This window comes from Hahella chejuensis KCTC 2396, assembly GCF_000012985.1.
In the GTDB taxonomy this organism is placed as follows: Bacteria; Pseudomonadota; Gammaproteobacteria; order Pseudomonadales; family Oleiphilaceae; genus Hahella; species Hahella chejuensis.
This window is the reverse complement of record NC_007645.1, coordinates 3,027,677-3,043,802: the sequence shown is the minus strand read 5'-3', so window position 1 is coordinate 3,043,802 and position 16,126 is coordinate 3,027,677. Positions and strand designations below refer to the sequence as shown.

At 64.3% G+C, this 16,126-nt stretch carries 3 protein-coding genes; all 3 read left to right on the top strand.

Annotated features, from left to right (window positions below):
- The first annotated feature begins 102 nt into the window (after nucleotides 1-102).
- The gene (locus HCH_RS13350) at nucleotides 103-4,731 is read left to right on the top strand and encodes a non-ribosomal peptide synthetase (RefSeq protein WP_011396801.1); all 4,629 of its coding nucleotides are present in this window, start codon (nucleotides 103-105) and stop codon (nucleotides 4,729-4,731) included.
- Nucleotides 4,728-8,006 (top strand): non-ribosomal peptide synthetase, encoded by a 3,279-nt coding sequence (locus HCH_RS13345; protein WP_011396800.1) that lies wholly within the window; start codon nucleotides 4,728-4,730, stop codon nucleotides 8,004-8,006. Before HCH_RS13350 ends, HCH_RS13345 begins: the two co-directional genes overlap by 4 nt.
- 100 nt (nucleotides 8,007-8,106) lie before the next feature.
- Nucleotides 8,107-15,981 (top strand): non-ribosomal peptide synthetase, encoded by a 7,875-nt coding sequence (locus tag HCH_RS13340; RefSeq protein WP_011396799.1) that lies wholly within the window; start codon nucleotides 8,107-8,109, stop codon nucleotides 15,979-15,981.
- The last annotated feature ends 145 nt before the right edge of the window (nucleotides 15,982-16,126 follow it).

The following is a 16,126-nucleotide window of genomic DNA, read 5'->3' as shown; positions in this document are numbered from 1 at the left end:
GGGAAGACGTGCGGAAAAACGTCCCGCAGCGGGCCCAAAGTCAGAGCCGCTGCGGGACGTCAGATCCAGAAGTCCCTGAACAACAAGAATCGGACAAGGACCATGACAGTTACCAAAAAGGACATCAAGAATATCTATCCCCTGACGCCAGTGCAGGAAGGCATGCTGTTTCACGCGCTGCTGGAGCCCGAATCCAGCGCCTATTTCCAACAGACCGCCTGGCGGCTGCGCGGTGAGCTGGACGCTGACGCCTTTGAGCAAGCCTGGCGTCTGCTGGCGCAGCGTCATGATCTACTGCGCACCCTGTTTTCCCACCAGCAAAGCGACCAGCCCCTGCAGATCGTGCTGCATCAGCTTGCGCCCAGCTTCGAACGCCAGGACCTGCGCCACATTGACTCCCTGCGCGCTGACGCCTACTGCCGCCACTATCGCGACAACGAACGCCGCCAGGGCTTCGACCTGAGCCTGGGGCCGTTGTGGCGCATCAGCCTGCTGCGTCTGGAGGACGATCTGTGGGAAGTGGTCTGGAGCCACCATCACATCCTGCTGGACGGATGGTCCTACGGACTGCTGTTGAGCGAGCTGCTCGCCACCTATCGCAGCCTGCGTAAAGGCGAAGACGCCGAGGCGCAGCTCAACGTCGCGCCGGCGCCGCCGTTCAGCCGCTATGTGCGCTGGCTGGCGGCTCAGGATCAAGCCGCCTCGGCGGACTACTGGCGAACCTACATGGAAGGCTTCACGGAACCGACGGAGCCGCCGTTTCGCAGATACCGCCCCGATTCCCGGCCGGAAAACGCCGAACTGAGCTTTCAATTGAGCCGGGGCCAGACCGAGCGCCTGCAAAACCTGTGCGCGCAACATGGGATTACCCTCAACGCCTTATTGCAGGCCACCGTGGCTACCCTGCTGGCGCGCTGCTGCGATCAGGAAGACGTGGCCTTCGGAACCGTGGTGTCCGGACGGCCGGCGGATCTGGCGGGCGTGGAGAACATGGTGGGGCCGTTCATCAACACCGTCCCCTGCCGGATTCGCGTCGATCCCGGGCGCAGCCTGTTACAACTGGCGCAGACGCTGCAGCAGCGCCATCTGGCGTCCGCCCCCCATCACTACTATCCCCTGGCCAAAATTCAGGCCGCCGCCGGTTTCGCTGGGCAAGACCAGGGACTGTTCAATCTGGTGATGGCGGTGGAGAACTACCCGGTGGATGCGATGGTGAAACAGGCCACAGAACAGACCGACCTGGGTTTCGCCGTGGAGGACGTGTTCAGCTTCGAAAAAACCCACTACGACTTCGACCTGCAATTCATGCCCGGGGAGCGCCTGCAAGGCAAACTGATCTACAACCGCAGCCGCTACGAACCCGCTTACGTGGAATCCATTCCACTTATATTTCAAACCATTATCGAATCTTTCTGCAGCAATATCGAGGTTAAGATCGCCGCCATCCCCCTGCTTTCCGAAGCCAGTCTGGAGCTGCTGCGGGACGTTTGCGAGGGGCTATCCTGGCGGCCGGACAGCGACACCCTGATTGACCGTTTCCTGCGTCAGGCCCAGGCCTCGCCTCAACGCATCGCGGTCAGCGACAGCGACGCGCAACTGAGTTATGAAGCCCTGCGCGAAGCCGCCAACCGACTCGCGCGCCGTCTGGCTGAACAGAACGTCTCCGACGACGAGCCTGTCGGCCTCTGCACCGGCCGTTCCGTCAACCTGGCGGTGGGGATATTGGGAATACTCAGCGCCGGCGGCGCCTATCTGCCTCTGGACATCGCGCAGCCGGAAGCGCGCCTGCGCCAGCAAATCGTCGACAGCGGCTTGCGCGTCATCGTAGCGGACAACGCCACGTTGGCGGCGCTGCGGGACATCGACGCCGGCGCGCCCGTGCGCATCCTTGCGCTGCCGGATGCGGCCCAGCATCTGGAAGCCGCGCCGGAACTGGAGCTGCAACGGATGCTGCGTCCGGACCAGCTCGCCTATGTGATCTACACCTCCGGCTCCACCGGCGTCCCCAAGGGCGTGGCCATTGAGCATCGCAGCGTGGTCAACCTGAACGACGCACTCTGGGATATCGCCTACCGCCGCTACAGCCGCCCCATCAATGTGGCGCTGTTGGCCAACGCCGTGTTCGACGCCAGCGTACAGCAGTTGTTTCCCGTCTTGCTGCACGGACACCGCCTGTTGGTGGTGGATCAGGATACGCGGCAGGACGCCGCCCGCCTCACCGACCTGTTCATTCAGCAGCGCATTACCCTCAGCGACTGTACGCCCACTCTGCTGGCGCTGTGGTTGCCGGAGCTGGCGCGGCGCAGCGACGAACTGGCGCTGGACACCCTGCTGGTGGGCGGCGAACCCCTGCCCAGCGCATTAGCGCAGGCTTTTGGCGAGGCGCTGCCCGCCGTGCGCCTGATCAACGTGTATGGACCGACCGAGTGTTGCGTGGACGCCACCGCCTACACGGTCGACAGCAAGCGCCCGCCGCCATCGCCATACGTTCCCATCGGCCAGCCCCTGCGCAACACCCGCGCCTGGGTGCTGGACCGCCATGGCGCGCCGGTCCCCGCGGGGGTTCCGGGTGAAATCGTTCTGGCTGGCGCGGGGGTCAGCCGTGGTTATTTGAACCGACCGGAGCTGAACGGAGAGAAGTTCGTCTTCCTCTCTTCTCCCTGTTCCGCTTCCGGTGCGGTTCGCTTCTACAAGACCGGCGACCTCGGTCGCTGGACCCTGGACGGCGCACTGGAGTTCCTGGGACGCATGGACGATCAGGTGAAAGTGCGCGGCCATCGTATCGAATTAGGGGACGTGGAGTCTCATCTGCGCAGCCATCCTGACGTGGAGCAGGCGGCGGCGTTGCTGGTCTCCCCCGCCTCTGGAAGCGGGATCGCCAACGCGGAGCTGTTCGCTTATATTGTTTTAAAACAGGATATTAGCGCAGATACTTTAAGAGAATTCTTGCAAAAGCGTTTGCCGGACTACATGATTCCCAGCGGCTATGTGACCCTGGACGCGCTGCCCCTGAGCGTCAGCGGCAAGCTGGATCGCAAGGCGCTGGCGTCGCTGGGACGAGGCGAGCGCCTTGGCGTGACCACCGTCTTCAGCGCTCCGCAAAGCCCTCTGGAAACGCTATTGGCGCGACTGTGGGGCGACATCCTGGGACGGGATCAGGTCGGCGTGAACGACAACTATTTCGCCCTGGGGGGCGACTCCATCAAAGCCATCCAACTGGCCTCCCGGCTGCATCGGGAAGGCTGGAAAATGGCCATCAAAGACCTGTTCGCCAATCCCACCATCGCGGCGCTGTCGCCCTGGGTCGCACCCGTGGCGCAACGCCAGGATCAGGATTGGGCGGCCCTGACCGGGCCGGTTCCCCTCACGCCGGCGCAGAGTCGCTTTTTCCGGGATCATGGCGAAAATCCGCGCCGCTTCAATCACGCGCTTCTGCTGCGCAGCGAGCAACCCTTGTCCACTTCTGCGCTACAGGCGGCGCTGGACGGGATTTACGCCACCCATGAATCGCTGCGTCTGCGCTTCTTGCGGGATGACGACAACCGCTGGATGCAGGAGGCCATGCCACTGGAGGATTCACCGGGGGCGCGACTACGGGAAATCGATCTCAGGGACAGCAAAGACCTCCCCTCTGCATTGCTCCACCATGGCGAACAGCTGCACGCATCGATGGACCCGGAAAACGGACGCCTGTTCGCCGCCGCGCTGTTGCGCCACCCGGACGGCGACCGACTGCTGCTGACGGCGCACCATCTGGCGGTGGACGGCGTGTCATGGCGCATTCTGCTGGATGACCTGCTGCAAGGTTACGCCCAGGCTTGCGACGGACAGACCGTGCGCTTACCGGAAGCGCCCGCATTCACCCACTGGGCGACGCAACTGGCCCGCTTCGGCGGCGGTCGCGAACTGCAGGCGGACATTCCCTATTGGGCGGCGCAGGAGGAAACCCAAAGCCTCGACGCCGCCGACGCCGAGCCCTGTCGCTACGGCGACGCCCTGACCCTGACGCGTGAGCTGGACGCGGAGCTGACCCAGGCGCTGCTGAGCGCCGCCAATCACGCCTACAACACCACGCCGGAAGACCTGCTGATCACCGCCCTGGCCCGGGCCATGGCGCAGCCGGACAACACCGAGGTCAATCTGCGCCTGTTGATGGAGAGTCACGGGCGCGACCTGCTGGAGACGAATCTCGACCTGTCCCGCTGCGTCGGCTGGTTCACCAGCCTGTGGCCGCTGTCGCTGACATTGCCCGCCGACCGGAACCTGGCTTATCAGATCAAGTCGGTGAAGGAGAGCCTGCGCCGCGTTCCCCGCAAGGGCGCGGGCTACGCCTTATTACAGGAGTTCGGCGACGCCGCCGCCAGATCCGCGCTGCGTTTCAACCTGCAGCCGCAGATCAGTTTCAATTACCTGGGACAACTCGACGCCCCTCTCGCTGACGCCAGCCTGAGTTTCAGCGACGAACCCAGCGGCGATTGCGTGCATCCTGACGCGCCGCGTCCCTGCGCCCTGGAGATCAGCGCCATGGCTCTGGGCGGACGCCTGCGCCTGCAACTTTGCATCGACCGGGCGCGGCCTCTGCTGGACGCCGACGCCCTGCTGACCCGCTGGAGCGGGCAACTGGCCCACTTGGCTGAACACTGCCTGGGATGCGCGGACACGACCGTCACCCCCTCGGATTTGACCTATTCTGATATCAGCCTGGATGAGCTGGAAGGAATCATTTCATGATCAAAAAGGAAAATCTAAAGGACCTGTATCCCTTATCCCCCATGCAGGAAGGCATGCTCTATCAAAGTCTGCTGCATCCCGACGCGCCGGTGTATCACGAACAGGCGCTGTACCGGCTGCGCGGCGCGCTGCGGGTGGATCTGCTGGAGCAGGCCTGGGAGCGGCTGTTCCAGCGCCACGACATTCTGCGCGTCCAGTTCATCGCCGAAAAAGTGTCCCGCCCCCTGCAGGCGGTGCTGCATCAACGGGTCGGCGAATTCCATTACAACGATTTACGCGAGGCGTCCCCGGATTTTCAGGAGGAACTGATCCGGCAGGCGCAGACGGAAGACCGCCAGCGCAGCTTCGATCTACAGCGGGAGCCGCTGATGCGCATGCGTCTGCTGCAATTAAGCGACGACCGTTTCGCCCTGCTGTGGAGCCTGCACCACATCCTCATGGACGGCTGGTGCCTGGGCCTGCTGCTGCGGGATTTCACCCTGATCTATGACGCGCTGCGCGAAGGCCGCCCTGTGGACCTGCCCGCGCCGCCGCCCTACAGCCGTTACATCCAATGGCTGGAGCGCCAGGACCAGATCCGGGCCAGGGACTATTGGCGCGCGCAATTGCAAGATTCCCACCAGGCCGCCCAGATCCCACGGCAACAGACCCTCGCGCCCGCCAGCGCCGGCAAACGTACGCTCACCCACACGCTGCCCGCCCCCCTCAGCGAGCGCGTGCGGCAGGCCGCGGCGGACTGGGGGCTGACTCCGGGAGCGCTTCTGCAAGCCGCCTGGGGCGCGCTGCTGGCTCGCTACAACGACTGCGACGACGTGGCGTTCGGAACTCTGGTGTCCGGTCGTCCGGCGGAGCTTCCCGGCGCCATGGAAATGGTGGGGGTCTTCATCAACACCCTGCCATTGCGTTTACGCATCGGTCCCGACGACACCCTGCGCGAACTGGCCAAGACCACGCAAATGCGTTTGCTGGAGGCGGAGTCGCGCCAGTATCTGCCTTTGAGCGACATCCAAAGTCTCTGCCCGCTGGGCAAAGATCTGATCACCCATCTGTTCGCCTTCGAGAACTACCCGGCGCCGGCGCACCCGGATGGGGCTTTCCGCGACGCCATTCAGGTGGAGAGCATCAGCAAGCACGAAGACATTCCCTACGATTTCGGCGTCACCGCCACGCCGGAGCATGGTCCGGAAGGCGCGACGCTGGTCATGCGTTACCTGTATAACCCGGCGCAGTTCGAAAGCGCCTTCGTCGAACGCCTGAGCGGACATTATGAACGCCTGTTGCGCCAGGGCTTGGGCGCGGCGGGAAATATCCGCCCCATAGCGTTACAGCAAATTGACCTGCTGGATAACGCCGAACGGGACCGTCTGCACGCCTTTCGGGGCGAGGATGCCCCCTTGCCCTCCTGCGACAGTTATCTGGACCTGTTCGAACAGGCCGTCGCCGCAGCCCCGGACAGCATCGCGGTGGAAGACGGCGCGCGCCGCATCAGCTATCGCGAGCTGGACGAACGCGTCAACGCCCTGGCCGCGTTGCTGCAGAAGCGCTATGACGTCGGCGTGGAGGACCGCATCGGCGTCGTCCTGCCCCGCAGCGCCGCCCTGTTGATCGCGGAACTGGCGGCGGGCAAAGCCGGCGCGGCCTTCGTTCCCGTGGACCCGGACTATCCGCCGGAGCGACGCCTGCGCACCTTCCAGCAGGCGCAATGCAAGCTGGTGATCGGCGACGCAGCGGAAGCCGCCCTGTGGCGCGAACACAGTCAAATTCCTTTTCTCAATCTGGACGCCGTCGACCCGCACAGCCGTCGCGCCCAGGCGCCGGAACGGGCCTGCGGGCTGCGCAGTCTGGCCTACGTGATCTTCACCTCCGGCTCCACGGGGGAGCCCAAGGGCGTCATGCTGGAGCATGTGGGCCTGATCAACCTGATCCAATGGAGCCGCCGTCAATTTAATATCCAGGCGGGCAGCCGCACCACCCTGCTGGCGTCGCCGGCGTTCGACGCCTCCGTGTGGGAGTCGCTGCCGTCTCTGTGCGCCGGCGCGACCATCGTCATCACACCGGACGCGCTGCGGCGGGATGTCGGCCCCTTATGCGAATTCCTGCATGAACAACGCATTGATATCTCCTTCCTGCCCCCGGCCTTGTGCGAGGAAGCCTGCGTTAACTATCCGCATCTGCTGCAGAACATCGTGCTGCAGTCCGGCGGCGACACCTTGAAAGGCATTCGCAACGGCGGCGCCAGCGACCGCATCAAAGTCTCAAATAATTACGGGCCGTCCGAGTTCAGCGTGTGCGCCGCCTCCTGCTATCTGGCGCCGCAGGAGCCCAGTCCCTATCCCATCGGCAAACCCATCGCCAACGCCGAGGTGTTGATTCTGGATAGTCAACGGCGTCTGGCGCCTCTCGGCGCGGCGGGAGAAATCGCGCTGTCCGGGCCTTCCCTGGCGCGAGGCTACTGGGGACGCGCCGACCTCACCGCCGCGCATTTCGTGGCGCACCCCCTCAGACCTGGCGAACGGGTGTATCTGACCGGGGACAAGGGCCGCTGGCGCGAAGACGGCAATCTGGATTTCCTCGGTCGCATCGACGATCAGTTATCCGTGCGCGGACACCGGGTGGAGCCCGCCGAGATCGAACACTTGCTGTCCCGCCACGAACGGGTGCGCGCAGCGGCGGTGGCGGCGACACGGGGCGCGGACGGACACACGCTGCTGGCGGCCTTTGTGACCCCACGCAGCGCGGATGACTCGCCACTGGACCTGAACGACATTCGCCAATGGCTGGCGCGGCGCGCGCCAGCCTACATGACCCCCGCCATTCTGCGGGAGCGGGACAGCCTGCCGTTGAACGCCAACGGCAAGCTGGATCGACAGGCGATCCGCCGCGAAGCGGAGCAACTGCGCGCGGAGGCGCCTTACGAAGCTCCGCAGACCGACACGGAGAAGCTGGTGGCGGACATCTGGAGTCAGGTGCTTGATCATCGTCCGATCGGCCGCAACGATCACTTCCTGGAATTGGGCGGACACTCCCTGAGCGCCACCCGCGCGCTATCGCAACTGCGCGGGCGGCTGCGTCGGGATCTGTCGCTGGCCCTGTTGTTCGATAAGCCGGTGCTCAAGGATCTCGCCGCCGCCATCGATGCGCCAGGCGCCGCCGCGCCGTCCGCGCCCGAGAGCGGCATTCGTCGCGCCGACCGCTCCCGCTACGCCGTCGCGGCCCACCGCTCAGAGATCCAGAATCCGGAGACCCAGAACCCCGCCGCCGCGGAGTCGTCCTGACAATGAGGCCGGGATAAAACAAACAACATTTATAACGACAACCATAGCGACAACCATAACGACAACCCCATAGAACATAATAACGAGCAAGTACGCCGCCATGACCGAAGCTTCCACCGCCGTACAGATTTATCAATTCCCGCTGTCCTTCGCCCAGGAGCGCCTGTGGTTCCTGCATGAGTTCGAGGGGGATAACGTCGCCTACAACATCAGCGCCGCCCTGCAGTTGGAAGGCCCCCTTGACCACGCCGCGCTGCAGCGGGCGCTGGATACGCTGATCGCCCGCCACGAGATTCTGCGCACCCTGTTCGTCAGCGACGGCGGCCTGCCGACGCAACGGGTGCTGCCGTCCCTGCACATCGCCATCGAGCGCGTGTGGTTCGCCGACAGCGACCTGGAAGCCCGCAAAGCCCGCGCCCAGGCGTACTTCGTGGAGAAGAATCGCCGTCCCTTCGATCTCACCCAGGGGCCGCTGCTGCGCGCCACCCTGGTGGAGCTGGACAGCAGCCGTTCTCACAGCCTGAGCTGGCTGAACCTGTGCATTCATCACATCATCGCCGACGCCTGGTCCGTGGGGGTCATCGTACGGGAACTGGCGGCGCTGTACCGCGCCGCCCTGCGCCATCGTCCCTGCGAACTGCCGCCGCCGGCATTGCAGTATGCGGATTTCGCCGTGTGGCAGCGGGAGCGTCTGCAAGGCGATCTGCTGCAACAGGAGCTGGACTTCTGGCGTCAACAACTGCAGGGCGCGCCGGCGCTGGTGAATCTGCCGCTGGACTGTCCGCGCACTCAGCAGCCGTCGCCAGATGCGGACTGCGTGCGCATCGACCTGCCAGCGCGGCTGGCGCATCAGGCCCGGCATTTCGCCGGCGCCTCCGGGGCCAGCCTGTATATGGTGCTGCTGGCGGCCTTCAACGTGCTGATCGGCCGTCTCAGCGGCCAGCAGGATGTGGTGGTGGGCAGTCTCATCGCCAACCGCAATCAGGCCGACGTGGAGGCCCTGGTGGGCTTCTTCGTCAACACCCTGCCGCTGCGTTGCGATCTGTCCGACGACCCCAACTTCCGCGACCTGGTGCGCCGGGTCAAGCACACGGCCCTCAGCGCCTACAATCATCAGGACCTCCCTTTTGAGCGCATGGTGGAGGCGTTGCAGCCGGATCGCGATCTCAGCTTCCCGCCGCTGATCCAGCTGTTGTTCGTGCTGCAGAACGCGCCCATGGACGCCTTCGAACTGGAAGGCGTGCAGGTGACGCCGCTGCGCCTGCCGCAGCCCGGTCAGATCCGCTTTGATCTGGAGGTGTACGGCGAAGAGGACGCAGACGGCTTCCATCTGGACTTCTGGTTCCGCTCCCAATTGCTGCACAAAGACTCCGTGCAACGCATGGCGCGCCAGTACCTGACGCTGCTGGAGGCGGCCTTGAATCAACCGCAGCGCCCGGTGATGGGGCTGTCCATGCTGGATCGGGAGCAGCACCAAGAACTCAGCCGCGGACTATTCCTGGAGGCGCAGCCCTATCCCGACACACTGTGCATTCACCAGCTGTTCGAGCGCCGCGCCGAGCTGCATCCGGAGCTGACGGCGGTCATGCGGAATGGTCAGACGCTCAGCTATGGGGAACTCAACCGCCGCGCCAACCGTCTGGCGCATTTGCTGATCGCGCGCGGGATCACGCTGGAGGACCGCATCGGCATTTGCCTGGATCGCTCACTGGACATGGCGGTCGCCCTGCTCGCGGTCTTCAAAGCCGGCGCCAGCTATGCGCCGCTCGATCCAGCGTATCCCACGGAACGCATCGCCTACATGCTGGAGGACAGCGGCGCGCGACTGACCCTGACCCAGCAGGCCGCCAGCGGGCGTCTGCCAGCGGGCGTCGTCACGCTGATGCTGGACGATCTGGAAACCCTGACCGCGGACTGTGAAGACAGCAACCCTCAGCGTCCTGTGGCCGCGGACAATCTGGCCTATGTGATCTACACCTCCGGCTCCACCGGTCTGCCCAAAGGCGTGGCGATCGAACATCGTTCCGTCGGCGCGCTGATTCACTGGGCGCAGACCCAATACCACCTGGAGGAGTTGGAGGAAGTGCTGGCCACTACTTCCATATGCTTCGACCTCTCGGTGTTCGAGATTTTCGTCACCCTGTGCAGCGGCGGCCGCGTCCATCTGGCGGACAACATGACCGCGCTGGCGGAGCGCGCCGGCGATCTGGACGCCTATTCCAAAGTCAGTCTGATCAATACGGTGCCCTCCGCCATTCAGGCGCTGTTGCGGGCTAACGCCGTGCCGCCGCAGGTGCGCACGGTGAATCTGGCGGGCGAGCCCTTAAAGCAGGAACTGGTGGAGCAGCTCTACGCCTTGCCCCACATTCGCCACGTCTATGATCTTTACGGACCGTCCGAGGACACCACCTACTCCACCTGCGCCCTGCGACGCCCCGGCGGCAAGGCCAACATCGGACGCCCCATCAGTAATACCCTGATTCATATCATCGACGAGAATCTGCAACTGGTTCCTCGCGGCGTGGCGGGTGAATTATTGATCGGCGGCCGCGGTCTGGCGCGGGGCTATCTGGGCAAGCCGGAACTGACCGCCCAGCGCTTTATCGCCAACCCGTTTTCCGGCGATCTCAGCGAACGCCTGTACCGCACCGGGGATCTGGTGCGGGTGAACAGCGACGATCAACTGGAGTATCTGGGGCGTATCGACCAGCAGGTGAAAGTGCGGGGATTTCGCATAGAGTTGGGAGAAATTGAATCCTGTATCAATGGCTTACGAGATAATGGTAAGAAACTGGTTAAAGACTGTGTAGTGTCCGTGATCAAGGACGACAGCCTCGGCCCCTATCTGGCCGCCTACGTCGTGAGCGCGCTCGGGCGCAGTATCGACGCGGATGATCTGAAACGACGGCTGGCGCGCCGCCTGCCTGGCTACATGATTCCCGAAGCGATCATTGCTCTGGACGCCATCCCCTTGACCGCCAACGGCAAGACCGACCGCAAAGCGCTGCCGATTCCTCAGCGCAGCGCCCGCGAGACCGAGTACGTGGCGCCCAGTAACGGATTTGAGCAGGCGGTGGTCGATGTATGGGGAGAAGTGCTGCAACAGGACGTCATTGGCGTACGCGACAATTTCTTCCAGCTGGGCGGTCACTCGCTACTGGCGACTCAGATTATCGCCCGCCTCAACCAGCGCTTCGGCGCCGGCCTGACGGTACGCAACCTGTTCGAATGTCCCAATGTGGCGGAACTGGCCGCGTTAGTGCGTGAACGCAACGCCGCGAAGATGGAGACGCCCGCCGAAAAAGCCGGCCGCCGCGCTCCGACCGGCGGCGCGCGCAGCGCCTCCCTGGCGCCGGCGCAGATGCGTCTGTGGTTCCTCAGCAAAATCGACGGAGGCAGCAGCGCCTATAATTTGCACATGACCGTGCGCATTAATGGCGAGCTGCACGCGGACCGTTTACGGGAAGCGTTCGCCTGCGCCTCGGCGCGCCATGAGATTCTGCGCACCACCTTCCATGAAGACGAGGCTCTGGGGGCGGATGGCGCGCCCTATCAACGCATTCACCCGGAACTGTCCTGTGAGTTTCTGCAGGCCAGCGTGGAGTCCCATCCAGCTGATCGACGGGAAGCGGAGGCGGAACGGCTAGCCGTGGAAGCAGCGCAGACGCCCTTCGACCTGAGTCGCGGCCCCTTGCTGCGGGTTCTGCTGGTGCGGCTGGCGCCGCGTCGCCATGTCATGTTGCTGGCTATGCACCATATCATTTCCGACGGCTGGTCCATTGGCGTCCTGTTTAACGAAGTGAAGGCGTTCTATCAGGCTATCAACCCGGAGACTTTGGCTCTGGACGCCGCCGCGACGCACAATCTGCCGCCGCTGTCCCTGCAATACGCCGACTACGCCGCCGAGCAGATTTTGCGTCTGGAGCGGCCGGAGGCGCAGCGGCAACTGGAATACTGGCGTACGCAACTGGAGGACGCGCCGCCCCTGCTGGAACTGCCTCATGACCGTCCGCGCCCGGCGCAGGCGGATTTCGCCGGCGACACCTTGCCCTTTCATATCGACAGCGGCCTCACTGCGGCGTTGCGCCGTTTCGCCGACGCCTCCGGCGCCAGCCTGTTCATGGTGAGCTGCGCCGCCTTCGCCGCCCTGATGAAGGTGTACAGCCGTCAACGCGACATTGTCATCGGCGCGCCGGTGGCGAACCGCACCCGGCCCGAGCTGGAGCCGCTGATCGGCTTCTTCGTAAACACCCTGGCGCTACGCATTCGCAGCAAGGAAAACTTTACTTTCAATGAGTTACTCAAGGAAGTTAAAACCGTTTCTCTAGACGCCTATGAGCATCAGGACCCGCCTTTCAACAAAGTGGTGGAGTCTCTGGAGCTGGATCGCGCCCTCAATCACAACCCCTTGTTCCAGGTCATGTTCGTGTTGCAGAACGCGCCCACCGTGACCCGGGAAACGCCGGAACTGGAAATCACGCCATTTCCGATTCGCCAGCAGCGCGCCGCCTTCGACCTGCTGTTCTCCCTGACCGAATCTCAAGGCCAGATGCACGGCGAGGCGGTGTATAACCGCACCTTGTTCGACCGCGCCAGCATCGGGCGCATGCTGGAGGTGTATCTGAGCCTGCTGGAGCTTTGCGTCAACCGTCCGGATGAACCTGTGCTGGGCCTGCCTCTGGCGGCGCCGGCGGAAATTCCCGCCCAGCCGGCCCAGGGGGCGACGCCGCTGCCCGCCCTGATTCAGGATCAATGCGAACGTACGCCGGATCTGGAGGCGTTAAGCTGGCGCCCACAGGCCGCCGCGCTGACGGAATGGTCCCGGCTCAACTCCCACGTCAGCTACGGTGAGTTCGCCCGCCTCGCCAATCAGGCCGCTGACTGGTTGCGGGAGCAAGGCGTGGGGGCCGGCGACGTCATCGGGCTCTGGTTGCCGCGCAGCCCGGAGCTGTTTGTGCTCAAGTATGCGGCGCTGAAAATGGGCGTCGCCTACACCCCTATCGACCCGGAGTTTCCTCTGACCCGGGTGCGGCAAATGGTGGAAAGCGCCGCTCCGCGCCTGCTGGTGGCGGCGAATGCGCAGCATGGCTGGCATGACGCGCCCTGCGCCATCGCGCCGCTGCCGCAATTGTGGGCGCATCTGTCCCGCCGCCGCGCGGAGCCGCCGCCCCTGCCGGACCAGGACTGCATCGCTTACATTTTGTATACATCCGGCAGCACCGGCGTCCCCAAAGGCGTCGCCATGCCGCAGCGCGCACTGAGCAACCTGGTGGCCTGGCACCGTCAACACCCCCGCCTGAGCGCACCGGCGCGCACTTTACAGTTCGCCGCCGTCGGCTTCGACGTCTGCTTTCAAGAGTTCGCCGCCACCCTGGCCTGCGGCGGTTCGCTGGTGCTGTGTCCGCCCAGTTTGCGGCAAGACCCGCGCGCCCTGATGGCCTTTATCCGGGAGCAAGGCGTAGAGCGCCTGTTTTTACCCTTCGTCGCCTTGCAGCAACTGGCGGAGACCATGGCTGAGAACCAGCCGGAGCGAAGCCCCGTCGCCAGCGACAAGTTGTGCGATGTGGTCACCGCCGGCGAGCAGTTGCAGATCACTGCGCCAGTGCGCCGCTTTTTCCGGGAGCGCCCCCATTGCCGTCTGCACAACCATTACGGCCCCACGGAAGCCCATGTGGTGAGCGCGTTGCAGCTGGAGGATCAACCTGATCGCTGGCCCGTCCTGCCTGGCATCGGCGCGCCTCTGTGCGGCGTACAACTGCATATCTTCAACCAGCTGGGACAGCCTGCGCCCGCCGGCGCGCCCGGCGAACTGTACATCGGCGGCGTGTGTCTCGCCCAGGGCTATGTCGGACGCGACGACCTCACCTCGGAGCGTTTTATCACCACCACCATCATGAGTTCCCATGGCGAGATCAGTCAGCGTCTATACCGCACCGGGGATCTGGCGCGACGCACCGCGCAAGGCGAGTTCCTGTATCTGGGGCGCATTGACGAGCAGGTGAAAATCCGCGGTTTCCGGGTGGAGCCCGGCGAAGTGGAGGCGGTGCTGAACAGCCATGACGACGTTAAGGCCGCCGCGGTGGTGGCTCGGGACGACGGCGCCGGCATGCGCCTGCTGGCCTATATAGAGCCCCGTCACAGCGCCGGATTCGACGTCGCCGACCTGCGCGCCTGGCTGCGCAAACGTCTGCCCGACTATATGGCGCCCGCCCGCATCCTCACCCTGGAAAAAATGCCGGTCACTGTCAGCGGCAAGATCAACCGCCGCGCCCTGCCCGCCCCGGACGCCCTGAACGATGTTCCGGAATTGCTGGCGGAGCCCCGCAGCGCCCTGGAGCGCAGTCTGCATGACATGTGGAGCGAGCTGCTGGGGCTGCCGCATATTGATATTCACGCCAACTTCTTTGAACTGGGCGGCCACAGTCTGCTGGTCACCCGCCTGCTGAACCGCATTCGCGCGCGCCTGGGGGTGGACGCCTCGGTCCGGGACGTTTTTGAGAACCCCAGCATCGCCGGGCTGGCGGAAAGACTGGCGGCGCTCGCTCCCGCCAATGCCGATGACGGCGAACGACTATGCGCCCAGATCCGGCCCGCCGCGCCGCCGCTTTCCTTCGCCCAGGAGCGGTTGTGGTTTCTGCACCAGCTGGAAGGCGCCGCGGCGGGTTACAACATGCCCATCGCTATGGAGCTGAATGGTCCCCTGGACGCTCGGGCGCTGCACGACAGTTTCCGCGACATCATCGCCCGCCACGAAATACTGCGCACCCGCTTTCATATGGCGGGAGACGCGCCGGTGCAGGAGATCCACAGCGACACCGCGCCGGATTGGCGATTCTTCGATCTGTCCGCGCTGCCAGAGCCGGAGAAAGTTGCGGAAGTCAGCGAACTGGCGCGTCAGGAAGCCAACTATGCCTTCGATCTGGAGAGCGACCGCCTGTTGCGTATCCGTCTGGTGAAATTGCAGGAGCAACGTCACGTGCTGCTGGCCACCATGCACCACATTATCTTCGACGGCTGGTCCAACGGCGTGTTCGTGCGCGAGTTACAGGCGTTCTATCACAGCCGACGCACCGGCTCCGCCGCCGATCTGCCGCCCATGCAACTGCAGTATGCCGACTTCGCCTGCTGGCAGCGTCGCCTGCTCACTCCGCAACGGGTGCAACAGCATCTGGACTACTGGCGACAGGAACTGCAGGACGCGCCGGAGGCTATCCGCCTGCCGCGTCGCCCTCACAGCGAGGCCGCAGGCTTGTGCGCCCTGGCGGTGCAGGATCTGCCGGCGTCGACCCTGAGCGCGCTACAGGAGTTCAATCGCCAGCAGGGCAGCTCCCTTTACATGACCATGCTCGCCGCCTTCGCCGCACTACTGCAGCGCCTCAGCGGACAGTCCGACATCGTGGTGGGAACCACGGTCGCCAACCGCAACCGGCAAGAGCTGGAGAGCCTGATCGGCTTCTTCGTCAACTCACTGCCGATCCGGTTGCGTCTCGACGCCAGCGCCAGCTTTCTGGACCTGCTGGCTCAGGCGCGGGACAAAACCCTGCAGGCGCAGGCGCATCAGGAACTGCCTTTCGATCTGCTGGTGCGTTCGCTGCAATCTCCCAGGGTGGCGGGTCGCCAACCCATCTTTCAGGTGGTGTTCGACTTTCAGAACGGCGATGCGCCGGCGGCCGCCGCGCCGCCCAGGGCGGTCTTCCTGGACGGCCTGGAAGTGTCCTATCTGCCGGGACAACGCGGCTCCGCCAAATACGATCTGGTGTTGTCCGTCAGCGCGCAACCGGAGCAGGTGCGCATTGTTTTCGAATATGACCGTGAGCGTTTCACGGCGGAGGAGATCGCCGCCCTGCAGGAGCACTATCAGCACCTGCTGGACGCCGCCGCGCAACGTCCCGGCGACAGCCTGCTGTCCCTGGCCGGCGCCGACGGCAGACCCGCTACCGGTGAAGCGGACGCGGCGGAGGAGTTTGATTTTTAAACCTAAGTACGATTTCCAAGCAACCTAAGTACGATTTCCAAGCAAATTGAACAGGTCTAAGCGGCTGAGTACGAGCAGTACAGCGCGAGCCAATAACAATAAAAACCCGCCGCCTGCAAATAGCGGTGACGCGGCGGGCTAACAA